The sequence below is a fragment of the Streptococcus mitis genome, from assembly GCF_047460035.1.
Taxonomy (GTDB): Bacteria; Bacillota; Bacilli; order Lactobacillales; family Streptococcaceae; genus Streptococcus; species Streptococcus mitis_DW.
In genome coordinates this window covers 139,030-158,265 of sequence record NZ_JASHHB010000003.1, presented here as the reverse complement: position 1 = coordinate 158,265, position 19,236 = coordinate 139,030, and the positions used below count along the sequence as shown (strand labels likewise).

Annotated in this window: 17 protein-coding genes; 9 read left to right on the top strand and 8 right to left on the bottom strand. The window is 38.8% G+C overall.

The genetic code is table 11. The annotated features are described in order from the left end of the window. Positions 1 to 1,209: 1,209 nt before the first annotated feature. The 9 genes from QM956_RS03960 to xerS all read left to right on the top strand — a co-directional run bounded on the left by QM956_RS03960 (position 1,210) and on the right by xerS (position 9,373). Positions 1,210 to 1,431, top strand: a complete 222-nt coding sequence (locus QM956_RS03960; protein WP_016397755.1) for a helix-turn-helix domain-containing protein — start codon at positions 1,210 to 1,212, stop codon at positions 1,429 to 1,431. A 303-nt stretch (positions 1,432 to 1,734) separates the two neighbouring features. Next, positions 1,735 to 1,968, top strand: a complete 234-nt coding sequence (locus QM956_RS03955) for a hypothetical protein (protein WP_001022845.1) — start codon at positions 1,735 to 1,737, stop codon at positions 1,966 to 1,968. An 84-nt stretch (positions 1,969 to 2,052) separates the two neighbouring features. Then, a complete protein-coding gene (locus QM956_RS03950) occupies positions 2,053 to 3,561 on the top strand; it encodes a tyrosine-type recombinase/integrase (RefSeq protein WP_247932827.1) in 1,509 nt (502 codons plus the stop codon). Between the two features lie 81 nt (positions 3,562 to 3,642). After that, complete coding sequence (ylqF, locus tag QM956_RS03945; protein WP_045611550.1) at positions 3,643 to 4,494, top strand: ribosome biogenesis GTPase YlqF; 852 nt, start codon at positions 3,643 to 3,645, stop codon at positions 4,492 to 4,494. Beyond that, entirely contained in the window at positions 4,481 to 5,260 is a 780-nt protein-coding gene (locus QM956_RS03940) for a ribonuclease HII (RefSeq protein WP_414302251.1), read from the top strand. Before ylqF ends, QM956_RS03940 begins: the two co-directional genes overlap by 14 nt. 16 nt (positions 5,261 to 5,276) lie before the next feature. Continuing rightward, positions 5,277 to 6,827 (top strand): ClC family H(+)/Cl(-) exchange transporter, encoded by a 1,551-nt coding sequence (locus tag QM956_RS03935; RefSeq protein WP_414302250.1) that lies wholly within the window; start codon positions 5,277 to 5,279, stop codon positions 6,825 to 6,827. Between the two features lie 51 nt (positions 6,828 to 6,878). After that, positions 6,879 to 7,625, top strand: coding sequence for a CPBP family intramembrane glutamic endopeptidase (locus QM956_RS03930; protein WP_414302249.1), 747 nt, complete (start codon positions 6,879 to 6,881; stop codon positions 7,623 to 7,625). A gap of 61 nt (positions 7,626 to 7,686) precedes the next feature. Next, positions 7,687 to 8,124: a MepB family protein gene (locus QM956_RS03925; protein WP_049547147.1), complete on the top strand. Its 438-nt coding sequence runs from the start codon at positions 7,687 to 7,689 to the stop codon at positions 8,122 to 8,124. A gap of 178 nt (positions 8,125 to 8,302) precedes the next feature. Then, positions 8,303 to 9,373 (top strand): tyrosine recombinase XerS, encoded by a 1,071-nt coding sequence (gene xerS, locus QM956_RS03920; protein ID WP_269794807.1) that lies wholly within the window; start codon positions 8,303 to 8,305, stop codon positions 9,371 to 9,373. A 73-nt stretch (positions 9,374 to 9,446) separates the two neighbouring features. On the opposite strand, the gene QM956_RS03915 is transcribed toward xerS, so the two are convergent. The 8 genes from QM956_RS03915 to QM956_RS03880 form a co-directional block, all read right to left on the bottom strand. Continuing rightward, positions 9,447 to 10,436, bottom strand: coding sequence for a lipoate--protein ligase (locus QM956_RS03915; RefSeq protein WP_414302248.1), 990 nt, complete (start codon positions 10,434 to 10,436; stop codon positions 9,447 to 9,449). Between the two features lie 59 nt (positions 10,437 to 10,495). Beyond that, positions 10,496 to 12,199: a dihydrolipoyl dehydrogenase gene (gene lpdA, locus QM956_RS03910; protein ID WP_001162881.1), complete on the bottom strand. Its 1,704-nt coding sequence runs from the start codon at positions 12,197 to 12,199 to the stop codon at positions 10,496 to 10,498. A 41-nt stretch (positions 12,200 to 12,240) separates the two neighbouring features. Next, positions 12,241 to 13,284: a dihydrolipoamide acetyltransferase gene (locus QM956_RS03905; RefSeq protein ID WP_414302247.1), complete on the bottom strand. Its 1,044-nt coding sequence runs from the start codon at positions 13,282 to 13,284 to the stop codon at positions 12,241 to 12,243. Positions 13,285 to 13,952: 668 nt separating this feature from the next. After that, positions 13,953 to 14,945, bottom strand: coding sequence for an alpha-ketoacid dehydrogenase subunit beta (locus QM956_RS03900; protein WP_261035523.1), 993 nt, complete (start codon positions 14,943 to 14,945; stop codon positions 13,953 to 13,955). 15 nt (positions 14,946 to 14,960) lie between these two features. Beyond that, on the bottom strand, positions 14,961 to 15,929 hold the full coding sequence (locus QM956_RS03895) for a thiamine pyrophosphate-dependent dehydrogenase E1 component subunit alpha (RefSeq protein WP_414302246.1): 969 nt from the start codon (positions 15,927 to 15,929) through the stop codon (positions 14,961 to 14,963). Positions 15,930 to 16,071: 142 nt separating this feature from the next. Next, positions 16,072 to 17,442, bottom strand: a complete 1,371-nt coding sequence (gene pdrM / locus QM956_RS03890) for a sodium-coupled multidrug efflux MATE transporter PdrM (RefSeq protein WP_023948179.1) — start codon at positions 17,440 to 17,442, stop codon at positions 16,072 to 16,074. 41 nt (positions 17,443 to 17,483) lie between these two features. Then, positions 17,484 to 18,752, bottom strand: a complete 1,269-nt coding sequence (locus tag QM956_RS03885) for a dihydroorotase (RefSeq protein WP_033686947.1) — start codon at positions 18,750 to 18,752, stop codon at positions 17,484 to 17,486. Positions 18,753 to 18,764: 12 nt separating this feature from the next. Then, a complete protein-coding gene (locus tag QM956_RS03880) occupies positions 18,765 to 19,229 on the bottom strand; it encodes an NUDIX hydrolase (protein WP_203213241.1) in 465 nt (154 codons plus the stop codon). Positions 19,230 to 19,236: the final 7 nt, after the last annotated feature.

Here is a 19,236-nt window from a genome sequence, read left to right as displayed (position 1 = left end):
ACCCATTAATTTTTCTAGGCTTTCGTTAAATATTTTTGTACTATCCTCTATAAAATCTTATTTCAATTCTTTGAGTGAATTTGCTTTTGAAATGAAGTCACGTAAAGGAGTGATGAAGTTCTCATCGAATGTATGACCATAGGATGAATAGGTACGGGCAAAATAAATTTTTAATACCTCCTATTTAATCGAGTAAAGAAAACTCGATTTCATTATCAGTAGTAATGATTTGATTACATACCGTTTCTTGCGTTATGACACATCTTGATTGACATATTCTACCTTCTTATCTAAGAGTTTACTTGAGATAGCATAGCAAGTTTGTCACTCTCCTGAGATCAGAATAGAAGGTTCACTGACCGTATTTTAAGCAATAACAGAATCTAGTTCACAATATCAGAAACGTATCCAATTATTAATTTCTTCTGCTCCATCATAAATTTTTATCTCCTAGTTGTTTTTAGGAGATATAGTCTTAGTAGATTTATTAAAAAGTTGTACAACACTGGGTAATTCAATAAACTTTTCTTGATGCATATAGTTATAAAACATCTTGGTTAAAGAAACAACTGAATCAAAATGTTGGAATTTATAAGTGTGAACGAAAGTTTTCAAACTATCTCCCCTTGGTTTTTCTTTCATCGCTTATGTGAATTCTGTCAGAAAGTCAGGCTAAATCTTATTTAGTTTATAAGTAATAGCTAACTTCTATAGAATGATAATGCAAATTCTAGATTGGATTTGCATAATACTGTTATCAGTATATCTTCTATCAATTGATTTGTTTCACCTGTGTTACAGAATCTTGATTAGTTTTACAAGTAAAAATAGAACGGTTTCTATCCTAACGACGAGCAGTCTAAGCTGTTTTTTTCCTTTGTTTAAATAAAACTAAAATTTAGTATTGTTCAGCTTCTGAGAAGTGCTTGTATGATTGATTTGTGAACATTTTTCTATAATTTTGTAATATTTTTGAGACTATAATATAACAGATAAACATGTCTTTTGTGTTTCACTTTATTTTACAATAAGACTAATTTTTGAAAGTCAGTAATTTTAAATAGTTAATAAAATCTTTGCTCTCAGACGGTTAATAGATATGCTTATGAGAAGTGTTTAATAAATTAATTTTAGTTCCAAATGTCCAATTTGGACACTTTGAATGATTTCTTAGTTTTATATATTATACTTTTCTCAGGAGAAAGCTAGATGTACAGACGTTTAAGAGATTTGAGGGAAGATCACGATTTGACCCAAAAACAAATAGCTAAAATACTTTCGTTTACAAACTCAGCTTATGCTAAAATTGAACGAGGTGAGCATACGTTAACAGCAGATGTATTGGTAACTCTCTCAAACTTTTACGATGTCAGTACAGACTATCTATTGGGATTGACAGATTTTCCTGATAAAATTCGCTTTAGAAAATAATCTCCTCAATTTCATAGAGTGTGAAAATGAAGAGATTTTTTTATTTGTTCTTTGACAATTGAATAGTCCAAAATGGTACTTTCCTCATTTGTGGAGCAGATTTGCATGGCTCGCCATGATAAGAGCGATTTTAAAACCATCAATAAAATAGAGCGATACTTTATATGCCATGATACAAATGATATACAATGATACTTCTGACCGTTCAGGCTGCCACCGTAAAAGAGCAGTAAGTGAAATTCTTATGATGACTTCATCAGTCATGCCATGGAGGTAAAAATATTTTTTAGGAAGGATGATGTCATGAATATAAAATATATATCTGTCGAAAATTCCATTGCAGAATGGGCCGATAAAAAAGGAATTCTAAAAAGATGGGATGGTTTAAATCAATATACATTGAACAGATGGATTAAAGAAATGCGAGAAAATAGAACATTTTCCATGTATGTAATTAACCCAACACATAAACTTGTTTTCATTAATCTAGAAGGATTTGAAAGTTTCTTAAGATGGAAGCAAAAGCGGACAAAATAAGGAAGTCATGGTATAATATAGGGTAGTTATTTATTCTATACAACAATGATTTATTTCTTTTTAAGAGTTAAGAGGAATTAAATTATGTATTATGTAACTAAAAAAAATTCAAAAGGGCAACCCTTATATCAAGTGGTTGAAAAGTACAAAGATCCACTAACAGGAAAGTGGAAATCAGTAACTGTAAGTTATACTAAGAATACTAGTAGGGCGAGGAAACAAGCTGAAAGAGAGGTTCTTGATAAAATAGATAGACTAACTACTTCATTTGAAAGTCAGTTTAGCCCTGAACTGATTACAACATTTGGAGAGTTAAAAGAAAATTGGTTTCAGACTTGGTGTGTCTCTGTTAAACCACAAACAATTCAGAGAGAACTACTGGTTATGAAGCGTCTTGGGAAAATTATAGGAGATGATTTTTTGTTAGACAGGATTACTCCACTTCTGATGAAAAATAGTCTCAATAAATATTTAGAAATATATGATGCATCGCCTTCAACAATGACTCATATAAAAAGTACTTGTAATAAGATTTTTAATCATGGTGTGTTATATAATGTCATTAAGTTTTCTCCAATGACTGCGGTAAAACTAGATATTTCACTAGAGAAAAGGCGTAAAGCAAAAGAAAGACATGATTCTAAATTTCTAGAAATCCATGAATTACATGCATTTTTTGATGTGTTACGCCAATGCAGAAATGCAAACTATTATGATCTTGCTATAGTATTGTTGCTTACAGGTATTCGAATTAGTGAAGCAGCATTTTTACCATCAGATATTGATTTTGAAAAAGGAATCTTGCATATTGATAAGGCACTTCAATATCATTGTTTAAAAGTTGAACAATTTCATTTTGATACAACTAAAACACTCAATTCAATTAGAGAAGTAGCTTTGCCTGAAGCTGCAAGCGAAGCTATTAAAAGGACAATACAGAGAAATAAAGAGTTTGATGCTTATATGGAGAAACATCCCTGTCCTGCTTTTACACATTCTGAAAGTGTATTTAGAACAGAATATGGCTCTCCAATAACATCAAGCACTTTTCGTCAAATTTTGAAACGAATAGAAGGAAAATTATTGACAAATTGTTTAAGTGACTATGGTTTTAAGTGGGTAAAACATGTTACTCCCCATTCGTTTAGGCATATGCATATTAGTTACCTTCAAAGTAATGAGATGCACATAGCAGTGAAAGATATTATGACTAGAGTAGGACACGCTAACTTTGAGACAACAATGGGCTATACACATAATATAAATCGTTCACAAGAAAATACTGTAAAAGCCTTAAATCAATTTGTAGAAAATCACAATTTCCATTTTGAAGAATTGAAAAGTTATACCTGTAAATATTCCAGAATGATTGAAAAATTCATTGAAACTAGTGATAATAGCAATAAAGTAGAATTAAGTGTTGATGAGTTCAAAGACTTGTTACATCTTAGTCCACGTTACTCACCTAAAAATATTGTTTCAAATTTACTATTAAAAATCAAAAAAGATATTGTCAAATACCATCCACAGTTTGATATAAAGATTGTGAAATCAAGTGAGAATCAAATCAGAGGTTTTTCCATTGCATGGTAGTTTTGGTGTTCGCTTGGTGTTTAGACAATAGTAAAATAAAATAGGGGCTCTAAACCCTTGCTACGAAAGGAAAAAAACTCAATGGCTACTATTCAATGGTTTCCTGGTCACATGTCTAAAGCGCGTCGACAGGTGCAGGAAAATTTAAAATTTGTTGATTTTGTGACGATTTTGGTGGATGCACGCTTACCTCTATCTAGTCAAAATCCTATGTTGACCAAAATTGTTGGTGACAAACCAAAACTCTTGATTTTAAACAAGGCAGACTTGGCTGATCCAGCAATAACAAAGGAATGGCGCCAGTATTTTGAATCACAAGGAATTCAGACGCTAGCTATCAACTCCAAAGAACAAGTGACTGTAAAAGTTGTAACAGATGCGGCCAAAAAGCTCATGGCTGATAAGATTGCTCGCCAGAGAGAACGTGGGATTAAAATTGAAACCTTGCGTACCATGATTATCGGGATTCCAAATGCTGGTAAATCCACTCTGATGAACCGTTTGGCTGGTAAGAAAATTGCTATTGTCGGAAACAAACCAGGTGTGACCAAGGGGCAACAATGGCTCAAAACCAATAAAGACCTTGAAATCCTAGACACACCAGGGATTCTCTGGCCTAAGTTTGAGGATGAAACTGTTGCGCTTAAGTTGGCCTTGACTGGAGCTATTAAAGACCAGTTGCTTCCTATGGATGAGGTAACTATTTTTGGTCTCAATTATTTTAAAGAACATTATCCAGAAAAGTTGGCTGAACGCTTTAAACAAATGAAAATTGAGGAAGAAGCGCCTGTTATTATTATGGATATGACCCGTGCTCTTGGTTTCCGTGACGACTATGACCGCTTTTACAGTCTCTTCGTGAAGGAAGTCCGTGATGGCAAACTCGGTAACTATACCTTAGATACATTGGAAGACCTCGATGGCGACGATTAAAGAAATCAAAGAACTCCTTGCTACTGTCAAGGACCTTGATAGCCCTATTTTTTTAGAGCTTGAAAAGGATAATCGCTCTGGAGTTCAAAAGGAAATCATCAAGCGTAAAAAAGCTATTCAGGCAGAATTGGATGAGGAGCTTCGTTTGGAATCCATGCTTTCCTATGAAAAAGAACTTTACAAGCAAGGATTGACCTTAATTGCTGGTGTTGATGAGGTCGGCCGAGGTCCTCTGGCTGGGCCAGTAGTTGCTGCAGCCGTTATCTTACCTAAAAATTGTAAGATTAGAGGTCTCAACGACAGCAAAAAAATCCCTAAAAAGAAACATCTGGAGATTTTCCAAGCAGTTCAAGACCAAGCCTTGTCAATCGGCATTGGTATCATGGATAATCAGGTCATCGACCAAGTCAATATCTACGAAGCAACCAAACTGGCTATGCAGGAAGCAATCTCTCAGCTCCGTCCGCAACCTGAGCACCTTTTGATAGATGCCATGAAACTGGATTTACCAATTTCACAAACATCTATCATCAAAGGAGATGCCAATTCCCTCTCGATTGCAGCGGCTTCTATAGTAGCCAAGGTGACACGTGATGAATTGATGAAGGAATTCGATCAGCAGTTCCCTGGCTATGATTTCTCTACTAATGCAGGATATGGAACAGCTAAACACCTGGAAGGCCTCACAAAACTAGGAGTTACCCCAATTCACCGAACCAGCTTTGAACCCGTTAAATCACTGGTTTTAGGAGAAAAAGAAAGTTAAGTTAGAAGGAATGATTATGGAGGAACAGTCAGAAACACTCAGTTCCAAGAAAGAATTTGCCTTTGCCTCAAGCACTATATTATCCCAAGTTGGACGAGGAATCATCGTCGGTCTCGTTGTTGGAATTATCGTTGGATCTTTTCGGTTTTTAATCGAAAAAGGCTTCCACCTGATACAAGGACTTTATCAAGTTCAAGCGCATCTAGTGCGCAATCTTTTTATCATTGGTCTATTTTATTTAATAGTTTGTTGGCTCAGTGCGAAATTAACTCGGTCAGAAAAAGACATCAAAGGTTCAGGAATTCCTCAAGTCGAAGCCGAATTAAAGGGACTAATGACTCTTAACTGGTGGAGTGTCCTCTGGAAAAAATATATTCTAGGTATTCTTGCTATTGCCAGTGGCCTTATGCTAGGTCGGGAAGGGCCAAGTATTCAACTTGGAGCAGTTGGTGGTAAAGGTATCGCCAAGTGGCTCAAATCCAGTCCAGTAGAGGAACGCTCCTTGATTGCTAGTGGAGCTGCCGCTGGTCTAGCTGCAGCCTTTAATGCACCGATTGCAGGACTTCTCTTTGTGGTAGAAGAAGTTTATCACCATTTTTCACGCTTTTTCTGGGTATCTACTCTCGCTGCTAGTCTCGTAGCAAACTTTGTTTCTCTGCTCATATTTGGCCTAACACCCGTACTGGATATGCCAGACAACATCCCACTCATGACCCTAGACCAGTATTGGATTTACCTCCTTATGGGGATTTTTCTAGGCCTTTCCGGTTTTCTCTATGAGAAAGCTGTGCTCAATGTTGGTCGAGTTTATGATTGGCTTGGTCAGAAAATCCATTTGGATAGAGCTTATCATCCAATTCTTGCCTTCATTCTCATCATACCAGTCGGAATCTTCTTACCCCAAATCCTTGGTGGTGGAAATCAGCTGGTTCTTTCCCTGACTAAGCAAGATTTTAGTTTTCAAGTTCTATTAGCGTACTTTTTGATTCGCTTTGTTTGGAGCATGATTAGCTATGGAAGTGGCCTTCCAGGAGGAATTTTCCTACCAATTTTGGCGCTTGGTTCCTTGCTTGGAGCCCTAGTTGGTGTTATTTGTGTCAATCTTGGACTTGTCAGTCAAGAGCAATTCCCTATATTTGTCATTCTAGGAATGAGTGGTTATTTTGGAGCAATATCCAAGGCTCCCTTAACTGCTATGATACTCGTAACTGAGATGGTAGGAGATATTCGCAACCTCATGCCACTTGGCTTAGTAACCCTAGTTGCCTACATCATCATGGATCTGCTCAAAGGTGCGCCAGTCTATGAGGCTATGTTGGAAAAAATGCTGCCTGAAGAAGCGTCAGATGAAGGAGAAGTCACACTTATTGAAATTCCTGTTTCAGATAAAATAGCAGGAAAACAAGTACACGAACTCAACTTGCCACATAACGTACTCATCACCACCCAAGTACATAATGGTAAGAGCCAAACAGTTAACGGCTCAACCAGAATGTATCTCGGAGATATGATTCACCTAGTTATTCCAAAAAGTGAAATTGGAAAAGTCAAAGATTTGTTGTTATAAGTTCTGTTTACATAATTTATTTTACGTAAAATATAATTGAAAGGATTCTCTATGAAAAGAAATAAGGCAATTGCAGTATATTTGCTAGGCACATTTAGCCAGTTAGTATCAGTTTGTCTCCTTTTCTTTCTCTTGAATCATTTTTCTGTTCAGTCCAATCTATTAACTATTTTAGGAATCATTCTAGGTGGCATTTCTTCAGCACTTTGGGGAATCATTGTTGCAAATCACTATTTTCATATTCCTTTTAAGAAGATCGTTAACGATTTTTTTAACATTCATACCAGTTATAAACACTATTTATTATCTTTCTTCCTTATTGTCCTTGATTTTTCTTTTCTAATGTTTGGTGGGCAAATAGTAGAATTTAGCTGGTATCTCCCATTTTTGATGTTCTTCAAATTTATTGTTTTTGGCGGTATAGAAGAGATTGGATGGCGATATGTTTTTCAACCAATTTTACAAGAAAAGTTGCCATATTTTTACTCAACAATCCTAACCTTTTTCAGCTGGGCGCTTTGGCATCTGTTGTTCTTTTACATAGATGGTTCCCTAGCAACTCTGCAAATTCTACCGTTTTTATTTGGATTGCTGACGAATTCTTTCATACTCTCAGCTCTTTATAACAAAACAAAGAATCTCTGGATTTGCGTTATGACACATTCGATCATTAATGTCTTGTCTCAGCTAACCATAGACACTAATCGATCCGAAACCTACCTGCTTAAAATCTTCATCATCTTGGTATCCTGCTATATGGTAATACATAAAAAAGATGTGCGTAGAGTCGGTAGCTGATTTTGTTGGAAACAGTATTATTCTTTGGAAAAGTTATTTGCTAAGGAGGACATACATCATAATGAAAATACTCGATGTTTTATATAATTTTTATGGTGATTTTGATTTCATTGAAGAAAAATACAATGAAAAATACGAAGGTATTCTTATCAAGATAAAGGAAGAGCAAGGGTATAAAAGATGCCGCTTGGCAAAAAGAACACCAAAAAAAGAAGGATATTTTACAGTTTTTTGGAAAAAAGACCAAAACAACAAGAACATTCCTTATACCAATGAGGACTTAGGAAATGAACTTATAATCGTTATCATTGATAATGATAAGAGGGGACTATTCATTATTCCAAACGAGGTGGCTATTCGTAAAAACATTCTGTCGACAAAAGATAGCAATGGAAAAATGTCTATGCGATTTTATCCTCCTTGGTGCTCAAATTTAAATACAACAGCTCGAGCAACACAAAAATGGCAATTGCAATATTTTAGAGAAATTGAAATATAAACATATTGCCGGATTACATACACACAAAAGACCTGTTTCTTATGATTGTGGAACCAGGTCTTTGTTTTTTCTAGAATCCATCAAACACTTATAACATCTTTCCGAAAAACTATAATTTTCTTGAAAAATATATGAGTTTATGCTATACTACTAGTAGACTTATTTATGGAGAAAATACATGAAACGTGAGATTTTACTGGAACGAATCGACAAACTAAAACAAATCATGCCCTGGTATGTTCTGGAATACTACCAATCTAAGCTTGCTGTTCCTTACAGTTTTACAACCTTGTACGAATACCTCAAGGAATATGACCGATTTTTCAGCTGGGTTTTAGAGTCTGATATTTCAAACGCTAATGAAATATCTGATATTCCTTTATCTGTCTTGGAAAATATGTCTAAGAAAGACATGGAATCTTTTATCCTTTACCTACGTGAACGTCCTTTGCTGAATGCTAATACAACAAAGCATGGTGTCTCACAGACAACTATCAATCGGACCTTGTCAGCACTTTCTAGTCTTTATAAGTATTTGACTGAGGAAGTTGAAAACGATCAGGGAGAGCCTTATTTTTATCGTAATGTAATGAAGAAAGTTTCAACAAAGAAAAAGAAAGAAACACTTGCTGCCAGAGCTGAAAACATTAAGCAAAAACTCTTTCTTGGTGATGAAACAGAAGGTTTTCTAACTTATATTGATCAAGAGTATCCACAACAACTTTCAAATCGCGCCCTATCTTCATTTAATAAAAATAAAGAACGTGATTTGGCCATTATTGCCCTTCTCTTGGCGTCTGGTGTCCGCTTATCTGAAGCTGTTAATCTGGATCTAAGGGATCTCAATCTCAAAATGATGGTTATTGATGTCACTCGCAAAGGGGGCAAACGTGACTCGGTCAATGTCGCTGCCTTTGCAAAACCTTATCTAGAGAATTATCTAGCCATTCGAAATCAACGCTATAAGACGGAAAAAACAGATACAGCCCTTTTTTTGACTCTCTACAGAGGAGTTCCTAATCGTATCGATGCTTCCAGCGTGGAAAAGATGGTCGCTAAGTACTCTGAGGACTTCAAAGTACGTGTAACTCCCCACAAACTGCGCCATACCCTAGCAACTAGGCTCTATGATGCGACTAAATCGCAAGTTTTAGTCAGCCACCAGCTAGGTCACGCCAGTACACAAGTCACTGACCTCTATACCCATATCGTCAACGATGAACAAAAGAATGCTCTAGATAGTTTATAAAATACATAAAATAAATTATGTAATATATGATTTTTAAAAAAGAAGCTGGTCCTACAACCAACTTCTTTTTGGTTTATTCAACTACTGCTTCAGCGATTTCTTCACGGCTAATACCAGCAAAGTAGCGTGTGATGTCAATAGTTTCTAGTGACTTGAGGACATCTTCACGTTCGTATTTCACTCCACGGAGGACATCTTCTACAGCTGCAACGTCCTCGATACCAAAGAAGTCCCCATAGATCTTGATATCTTGGATTTTTGATTCAATGACGTTGGCAAAAACTTCGACCTTACCACTGGTGAATTTTGTTCCACGACGGACGTTAAATTCAGGTGATTTACCGTAGTTCCAGTTCCAAGTACCGAACTTGGTATCCTTGATACGATTGATTTCAGCCAATTCTTGCTCAGAAAAAACGTATTCAGTCATCTCTGGGTACTCTTTTTTCATGTATTCCAAGAGCAAATCACGGAATTCTTCAACTGTGATTTTTTCTGGCAATTCATTGACAATATTTGTTACACGGGCACGGACGGATTTGACACCTTTTGACTCAAATTTATCCTTTGAAACCTTGAGGGCGTTAGCAAGAACTGACAAATCAACGTCAAAGAGCAAGCAACCATGGTGCATGATACGCCCATTGATATAGGCTTGAGCATTGCCACAGAATTTTTTGCCATCAATCTCTAGATCATTACGGCCTGTAAATTCGGCTTTAACACCAAGTTGAGCCAAGGTATTGATAACTGGAGTTGAGAAGCTCTTGAAGTCGAAGGCCTTGTTTTCATCTTCTTTTGAAATGATGGTGTAGTTGAGGTTGTTTAAATCGTGATAAACAGCTCCACCACCACTGATACGGCGGACTACCTCAATACCATTTTCGCGAACATAATCACGGTTGATTTCTTCGATAGTATTCTGGTGACGACCAACAATGATAGAAGGTTTGTTAATCCAAAGAAGGAAGATTTGATCCTCATCTAGTAAGTGTTTAAAGGCATATTCTTCCAAGGCGATATTAAAAGCAGTGTCGTTTGAATGATTGATAATATATTTCATGATATCCCTTTATACGATAGAGACTGGAAAACATCTTTCCAGCCTAGTCTATCTTCGTTTTATTTTTTCTTAGGTGAATGGATGGCCATTCCTAAAACATCCGCAAATGCTTCGTACATCACTTCAGAGTAGGTTGGGTGTCCGTGGATAGTCTTCAGCATTTCCTCAACAGTGATTTCCATTTCGATAATGCTTGATGCCTCGTTAATCAATTCTGCGGCTGCAGGACCAATGATGTGCACACCAAGGATTTCCCCGTATTTCTTATCAGCGATAACTTTTACGAAACCTTGAGCAGCATCAGATGCAATGGCACGACCGTTGGCTGCAAAGTTGAATTTACCGATTGCAACATCGTATTTCTCACGTGCTTGTTCTTCAGTCAGACCTACTGCTGCTACTTCAGGGAGAGTGTAGATAGCTGCTGGAGTCAAGTTCAATTTAGCAACAGCATGGTTTCCTTTGAGGGCATTTTCAGCAGCAACTTCCCCCATACGGAAGGCTGCGTGCGCCAACATTTTAGTACCGTTGATGTCACCTGGTGCGTAGATTCCAGGAACAGAAGTTTCCATGTACTCATTGACCTTAATACGACCACGATCCAATTCAAACTCAACATCGCCAATTCCTTCAAGGTCTGGTACACGACCGATTGAAAGAAGAGCTTTGCTAGCGATGATATCGTCTTTTCCTTCAACCTTGATACGAAGTTGACCATTTTCTTCGATGATTTCTTGCAATTTTGTACCTGTCAAGATAGTCATACCTTTACGCTCAAGAATCAAGCGAAGATTCTTAGACACTTCCGCATCCATAGCTGGAACGATACGGTCCATCATTTCGATAACAGTTACTTTTGAACCAAATGTCATGAATGCTTGGCCGAGTTCGATACCGACAACCCCACCACCGATGATTACGAGGCTTTCTGGTACTTCGTTCATTTCAAGAATGTCATCACTGGTCATGACAAGTGGAGATTCCATACCAGGAACGTTGATCTTGCTGACTTTTGAACCACCGGCAAGGATAATTTTCTTGGTTTCAAGCAATTCAGAACCATTTACCAAGACATTCTTATCTTTAGTGATTGTACCAATTCCCTTATGAACAGTAACTCCGTAACTACGAAGAAGACCTGCAACACCACCAACCAAAGTATTGACAACCTTAGATTTTGTCTCTAAAAGTTTATCCATATCTACAGTGAAGTTTGGATTTTCGATGACGATACCTCGGTTTGCTGCATGACCGATATTTTCGATGATTTCAGCATTGTGAAGGTAGGTCTTGGTTGGGATACAGCCACGGTTCAAACACGTTCCACCGAGTTCAGATTTCTCAACAAGGGCAACCTTCCCACCGAGTTGGGCAGCTTTAATGGCTGCAACATAACCAGCAGGACCTCCACCAATCACAACGATATCAAAGGCATCATCGCTCTTACCATCGTCGTTTGAGGCACTAGCTGCAGGTGCAGGTTTTGATTCTGGCGCAGCTGCTCCAGCTGTTGGGATGTTTTCCCCTTCTTCTCCAAGGTAACCGATAACTTCAGTTACAGGGACAGTTTCACCATCTCCTTTAAGGATGGCAATCAAGTATCCATCTTCTTCGGCTTCCAATTCCATGCTGACTTTGTCAGTCATGATTTCCAAAAGGATTTCTCCTTCTTTTACAAATTCACCGACTTTTTTATTCCATTGGACAATTTGTCCTTCTGTCATATCTACGCCGGCTTTTGGCATAATTACTTCTAAGGCCATGTCTTACTTCCTTCTAAATCTCTAAAATAACAATAGCTGACTTAAACCAACATTGAGATCGGATTCTCAATCAAGGCTTTCAAGTCTTTCATAAACTTAGCACCAGCCATACCATCTACAACACGGTGGTCAATAGTTAAACCAAGGCTCATGATAGGACGAATATCAACTTCGCCATTGACAACTACAGGTTTCTCAACTGTTGAGCTAACCCCGAGGATAGCTGAGTTTGGTTGGTTAATAATCGGACCGAAGGACTGAACGCCAAACATTCCCAAGTTACTGATTGTGAAGGTTGAATTTTGCAGTTCACTTGGAGCCAATTTACCATCCAAGGTACGGCCAATGACGTCTTTGAATGCAACAACCAACTCTGATAAACTTAGTTTTTCAGCATTGTAAACAACAGGAGTCATCAATCCATTATCCATCCCAACTGCCATAGCAAGGTTGACATAGTTGTGCGTGATAATGGTCTTGCCATCTTCTGTCAATGAAGCGTTGATGTATGGGTGTTTCATAAGAGTCTTAACAACTGCAAGTGAAAGAAGGTCTGTTACAGTAGTCTTCTTCCCAGTTGCTTCCATGATTGGCTCAAGAACCTTCTTACGAAGAGCCAACATTTCAGTCATATCAACTTCATAGTTGAGGGTGAAAGTTGGCGCAGTTAGGTAAGATTCAACCATACGTTGGGCAATAACCTTACGCATTGGTGTCATTGGAATACGTTCAATTTCACCGTATGGTGTTACATTATCAGGAACTTCTTCCACTTTTTCAATCTGAGCAGGAGACTTGATGGTATCGTTTTCGATATTTTCAGGAAGCAAGGCCAAAACATCCTTCTTCATGATTTTACCACGATGACCAGTTCCTTGGATTTCCTGCCAAGCAATATTATGTTCGAGGGCAATTCGTTTTGCAAGTGGCGAAATGCGAACCACGTTTGTGTCTTTATAAGTTTCCACGTCTTCTTTGTGGACACGACCGTTTGCACCTGATCCAGAAACATCGTAGAGGTTGATCCCTAGATCATCCGCCAACTTTCTAGCTGCAGGAGTCGCTCTTAGCTTGTTATCAGCCATGACCTCTCCAATTCTATACTAAGATATTAAGGACTCAGAGGGCAATGAAAAAATAGGAGATTGACGATGTGTTCGATGAACACAAGGAAATCTATCTTTTTTTCGCAGACCTCCGTCCGAATTCAATTAAATGATGCAAAGGGCGTCAAAAGCGACTGAAAAATAGGAAATCGACGATGGTTTCGATGAAGCCAAGGAGATTTATCTTTTTTCCGAGCTTTTAGCCCGTGTTCGAATATAAGATATTAAGGACGCAGAGGGCAATGAAAAAATAGGAGATTAACGATGTGTTCGATGAACACAAGGAAATCTATCTTTTTTTCGCAGACCTCCGTCCGAATTCAATTAAATGATGTAAAGGGCGTTTAAAAGCGACTGAAAAATAGGAAATCAACGCAGACTTTGATGAAGTCAAGGAGATTTATTTTTTTTCCGAGTTTTTAGCCCGTGTTCAACTCTACAAGCAACTTGGATACAACACGTATCTCAAGTTGCTACGGTTGCCGCTATTAGGCGACCAACCTAGTAGACTTACTAAGTTTTTTATCGAATATTATTGATTCGTCAAAAAACTGTCACAACTTTACAAATAACTTGGGTACAATACATATCTCAAGTTACTAAAGTTAAAAACAACCGTTATTTTACATAACTTATCTTATGTAATTCTATTCTTTATTATATGTTTTACGGATGGCATCTTTGATGCTTTCAACTGTTGGAATCATTGCATTCTCTAGGTTTTGCGCGTAAGGCATTGGCACATCTTCTCCTGCGCAACGGCGGATTGGTGCATCTAGATAGTCAAATGCTTCCGATTCTGAAATAATAGCTGAAATCTCTCCGATATAGCCGCTTGTTTTATGGGCATCGTTGACCAGAACAACTTTACCAGTCTTCTTCACTGAGTTAATGATAATATCCTTATCAAGAGGAACAAGGGTACGTGGGTCAACAATTTCAACTGAAATGCCTTCTACTGCTAATTCTTCAGCAGCTTGAACCACACGGCGAAGCATTTTTCCATAAGTAACAACTGTTACATCCGTTCCTTCGCGTTTGATTTCCCCAACTCCAAGTGGAATCGTGTAGTCTGGATCAACTGGTACTTCCCCTTTTTGGTTAAATTCTGATTTATACTCAAGAATGATAACAGGATTATTATCACGGATAGAAGATTTGAGCAGTCCTTTCATGTCTGCAGGTGTACCTGGTGCCACAACCTTAAGACCAGGAATATGAGTAAACCAAGACTCTAGAGATTGTGAATGCTGGGCTGCAGAACCAACTCCGTTACCAGCTGCACAACGAACAGTCATTGGAACCTGACCTTTCCCACCAAACATATAGCGTGTTTTAGCTGCTTGGTTTACGATATTGTCCATGGCAATGACCGAGAAGTCCATAAAGGTCATATCGACGATTGGACGAAGTCCTGTCATGGCTGCCCCTGCTGCTGCTCCTGAAATGGCAGCTTCAGAAATTGGACAATCACGAACACGTTCTGGACCAAATTCTTCAAGCATTCCAACAGAAGTACCGAAGTCTCCTCCGAAGACACCAACATCTTCTCCCATCAAGAACACATTTTCATCGCGACGCATTTCCTCAGACATAGCAAGGATAATGGTGTCACGAAACGACATTGTTTTTGTTTCCATTTTATCTCTTTCTCCTTAGTCTGCGTAAATATCTTCAAAGGCTGATTCAAGCGGTGGGAATGGACTTTCTTCTGCAAATTTAACAGAAGCTTCTACTGCTTCCTTGACTTGCGCTTGGATTTCTTCCAATTCTTCGGCACTTGCAATGTTATTTTCAATGAGGTACTTGCGAAGGTTTTCGATCGGGTCTTTTTGTTTCCACAATTCCACTTCTTCACGCGTACGATACTTACCAGGGTCAGATGATGAGTGACCAAGCCAGCGATAAGTAACACTTTCAATCAAGACTGGTCCATTGCCACCACGAACATGATCTACAGCTTTCTTAAATCCTTCGTAGACATCTATGACATTGTTACCGTCTTCGATGAACATTCCAGGAATTCCATAAGCGGCGCTACGTTGATGGATATGTTCTACATTAGTCATTTTCTTGATATCCGCAGAGATACCGTAACCGTTGTTAATGCAATAGAAAATGACTGGCAGGTTCCAGATAGAAGCCATGTTCACTGCTTCGTGGAAAACACCTTCATTGGTCGCACCATCTCCAAAGAAGCAGACAACGATTTTACCGGTATTTTGCATTTGCTGACTGAGGGCTGCACCAACAGCGATTCCCATACCACCACCTACGATACCATTGGCACCAAGGTTACCAGCATCAAGGTCAGCAATATGCATAGAACCACCTTTACCTTTACAGGTTCCAGTGTATTTACCAAGGATTTCAGCCATCATTCCGTTGAGGTCAATTCCTTTGGCAATAGCTTGTCCGTGACCACGGTGGTTTGAGGTAATTAGATCATCTGGATTGAGAGCCAACATAGCACCCACGTTAGCTGCCTCTTCTCCAACAGAAAAGTGCGTCATTCCTGGCACTTTCCCTTTCTTTACTAATTGCGCAATTTTTAAGTCCATACGACGGATTTCTTCCATCTTACGGAACATCTCTAGCAAAAGATTTTTATCTAAAATTGACATCTTCTTGCCTTTCTAACTTTCTTCTTACCTTACTATTTTACCGTTTTTGGCAAATACTGTCAAAGTTTTTCTAAAGAAAATTTCACAAATTAAAAAAGAAAACCCCATAGGAATAAGGGATTTTCTTATCAAGAATATTTTTTCACAAACTTTGTATCGTTTGTTTTGCTAAAGATTCAAATCTCTTCATAATCACAGTTAAACGCCAACGGTAGAGAACCCCACTCACAATTAGACTAATAATCAAGCCGATCCAGTAAGAATAAGCTCCAAAATCTGTTAGAGAGTCGAATACCATAGCTACTGGGAGTGTCACCCCCCAGTAACCAACCAAACCAAGGTAAAAAGGAATAACGGTATCCTTATACCCCCGTAAAATTCCCTGAAGCGGTGCCGCAAAGGTATCTGCTAATTGGAAGAAAAGACTATAAGTCAAAAAGCGCGCTGTCAAATCAATAAATTCTGGGTCGTTACCATAAAGACTAGCCACATTTCCCCTAAAGATATAAAGGAAGGATAAGGTGAAGGCCGCAAAAATGAGGGCAGTCCATCTTCCTAGACCAATATAGGTTTTAGCATCATCAAATCGCTTGGCTCCCACTTCATAGGAAACGACAATAGCCATAGCCGATGAGATACTCATAGGAAAGGCGTACATAAGACTTGAAAAGTTCATAGCTGACTGATGACTAGCGATAATCAAGGACGAAAACTTAGCCATAATCAAGCCAACCACAGAAAAGATAGCTACTTCCGCGAAGACAGTTCCTCCAATAGGCAGACCTAAGCGAACTCCTTCCTTGATTTTATCCATATTAAGCGGAATGCGTTTCTCAAAATGCAAGGCTTTGAGCTTCTCCTGTTTAAATAAGACCAGAACAGAAATCCCAAGCAAGACCCAGTAGGCCAAGGAAGTACCTAAACCAGCACCAGCACCTCCCAGTTCTGGAACACCAAAGGCACCGTAAATCAAGAGATAGTTAAATCCGCTATTGAGAGGGAGTAACAAAAGCATGAGGTACATGGACAGTTTGGTCAAGCCCAGCGAATCCAGCAAGGAACGAATGACACTAAAGAGCAACAAGGGGATAATCCCGATAGATAAAAACCAGAGATAGCGAACCGCTACTGCTGCCACCGGTGCTTCTAGTCCAATATGATTCAAGATTGGTGGTGCCAAGAAAAGCACCATCCCCAGCAAGACCACAGATAGACCCAAGGCCAAATAGATGAACTGGTAAAAATCGGATGCAACTTCTTCCTTTTTGCCTCGACCAAGATGGTGACCAATGATGGGCACCAAGGCCGATACAATCCCTGTTAGAAAGGTAAAGAAAGGATTCCAGATACTGGTTGCCATAGACACACCAGCCAAGTCCATGGTATTGTATTGACCTGTCATAGTCGTATCAACAAAGGAAGCAGAATAATTGGCAAATTGATAAATCAGGATAGGAAAAAATATCTTTAAAAATAAGATAAACTTGTCTTTAAAATGATGGGTTTGGTACATATAGGCTCTCTATTCTTTTTGTTTACAGACCAGACTCCCACCTAGTTTTGATAGACGATTTGTCCCTTACAGATGGTGTATTTAACCTGCCCTTTTAAGGTTTCACCGATGAATGGTGAATTAGCTGCTTTGGAAGCAAAATGGGAGTCCACAAGGCGGTCAGCCTTAGCATCAAAAATAGTAATATCCGCTGGACCATTCTCAGCCAAGTAACCTGCTTCAAAGTTATAAAGCTTGGCTGGGTTATAGGTCATCTTTTCGAGTAATTCCATCAGGCTTAACTCACCAGCTTCTACCAAATAGGTCAAGCCGAGAGAAAGAGATGTTTCCAAACCTGTCATACCAGATGGCGCTTTGGTAATATCCTCAACATTTTTTTCATCTGCATGATGAGGCGCGTGGTCTGTCGCAATAACTGTAATGACACCTGACTTGAGACCTTCAATCACGGCAAGACGGTCTGATTCCAAGCGAAGCGGTGGATTCATCTTAGCATTGCTACCTTGTGTCAAAAGAAGTGCTTCTGTCTTAGAGAAATGCTGTGGCGCTACTTCTGCTGTGACTTGCGCACCCAAACCTTGAGCAAACTCAACTACTTTAACACTTTCTTCCTTAGACAAATGCTGGATATGGACATGAGCCTTGGTCGCATAGGCAATCATGACATCACGCGCCATCATAGCATACTCAGCCACCCCAGTTGCACCACAGATATGGAAATGTTCTTTAGCGATATTTTCATTAAAGCCAAGAATCCCATTCAATCCTGGATCTTCCTCATGGAGACTAATAAAGGTATTAAGCTTTTTGGCTTCCTCCATGGCTTCCTTGACAACTTTACTGCTTTCAAGCGGAATACCGTCATCTGAGAAACCAACCGCACCTGCTTCTAAAAGTGCCTTAAAGTCAGTCAAATCTTGGCCATTAAAGTTCTTAGTAATGGTCGCAACCGTCTTAACATTAATCTTCTCTTTGGCAGCTGAATGGAGAACTTCTTGCAAGGTCTCTACATCCGAGATGGTTGGACTAGTATTAGCCATCATGACAACAGTTGTAAAACCACCTGCAGCAGCTGCTAGGGCACCTGTATGAATATCTTCCTTGTGAGTTTGACCAGGTTCACGGAAATGAACATGAATATCGACCAAGCCAGGAGCAACTACAAGACCACTAGCATCTAAGATTTCTGCTCCTTCTTCCTTGACCTCGGGCGCAATTTTGATAATTTTCCCATCTTGAACTAAGACATCACACACTTGATCCAAACCAGACTTGGGATCCATTACACGACCATTTTTAATTAGTAGCATCTTCTTTCTCCTTTATTCATAAAAATCAACTTGAGTATCCAATAATTTGTCCCCATCATAAACAAACTTGGCTGAAAAGAAGGGTTTGTCCTCTAAAAGCCATTCAACAAAGGTGTGGTCACCTTCCCAAGTTGGCTTGCTCAAAACCTCGTCATAGGGAACCCATTCTAGCGTTCCCTCGTTGCAATCAATCAATTCACCCTCAAACTCCGTCACCTTAAAAACATAGGTGTACCAGTCTAAATCTGGCGTAAATTCTGGAAAAGTGATAACACCTTTTAGAACTGGCTTGGCTTTGAGCCCTGTTTCTTCGAGGATTTCACGCACCGCGCATTCTTGAGGTGTCTCACCACGCTCTAGCTTACCACCCACGCCAATCCATTTCCCTTCATGAACATCATTGGGTTTCTTATTACGGTGGAGCATGAGCAGTTCTTTTCCATTATCAATGTAGCAAATCGTCGCTAACTGAGGCATATTTTCT

Coding starts and splice junctions, on each gene's coding strand:
- QM956_RS03960 (WP_016397755.1), top strand. CDS start 1,210: ATGTACAGACGTTTAAGAGATTTGAGGGAAGATCACGATTTGACCCAA.
- QM956_RS03955 (WP_001022845.1), top strand. CDS start 1,735: ATGAATATAAAATATATATCTGTCGAAAATTCCATTGCAGAATGGGCC.
- QM956_RS03950 (WP_247932827.1), top strand. CDS start 2,053: ATGTATTATGTAACTAAAAAAAATTCAAAAGGGCAACCCTTATATCAA.
- ylqF (WP_045611550.1), top strand. CDS start 3,643: ATGGCTACTATTCAATGGTTTCCTGGTCACATGTCTAAAGCGCGTCGA.
- QM956_RS03940 (WP_414302251.1), top strand. CDS start 4,481: ATGGCGACGATTAAAGAAATCAAAGAACTCCTTGCTACTGTCAAGGAC.
- QM956_RS03935 (WP_414302250.1), top strand. CDS start 5,277: ATGGAGGAACAGTCAGAAACACTCAGTTCCAAGAAAGAATTTGCCTTT.
- QM956_RS03930 (WP_414302249.1), top strand. CDS start 6,879: ATGAAAAGAAATAAGGCAATTGCAGTATATTTGCTAGGCACATTTAGC.
- QM956_RS03925 (WP_049547147.1), top strand. CDS start 7,687: ATGAAAATACTCGATGTTTTATATAATTTTTATGGTGATTTTGATTTC.
- xerS (WP_269794807.1), top strand. CDS start 8,303: ATGAAACGTGAGATTTTACTGGAACGAATCGACAAACTAAAACAAATC.
- QM956_RS03915 (WP_414302248.1), bottom strand. CDS start 10,436: ATGAAATATATTATCAATCATTCAAACGACACTGCTTTTAATATCGCC.
- lpdA (WP_001162881.1), bottom strand. CDS start 12,199: ATGGCCTTAGAAGTAATTATGCCAAAAGCCGGCGTAGATATGACAGAA.
- QM956_RS03905 (WP_414302247.1), bottom strand. CDS start 13,284: ATGGCTGATAACAAGCTAAGAGCGACTCCTGCAGCTAGAAAGTTGGCG.
- QM956_RS03900 (WP_261035523.1), bottom strand. CDS start 14,945: ATGGAAACAAAAACAATGTCGTTTCGTGACACCATTATCCTTGCTATG.
- QM956_RS03895 (WP_414302246.1), bottom strand. CDS start 15,929: ATGTCAATTTTAGATAAAAATCTTTTGCTAGAGATGTTCCGTAAGATG.
- pdrM (WP_023948179.1), bottom strand. CDS start 17,442: ATGTACCAAACCCATCATTTTAAAGACAAGTTTATCTTATTTTTAAAG.
- QM956_RS03885 (WP_033686947.1), bottom strand. CDS start 18,752: ATGCTACTAATTAAAAATGGTCGTGTAATGGATCCCAAGTCTGGTTTG.
- QM956_RS03880 (WP_203213241.1), bottom strand. CDS start 19,229: ATGCCTCAGTTAGCGACGATTTGCTACATTGATAATGGAAAAGAACTG.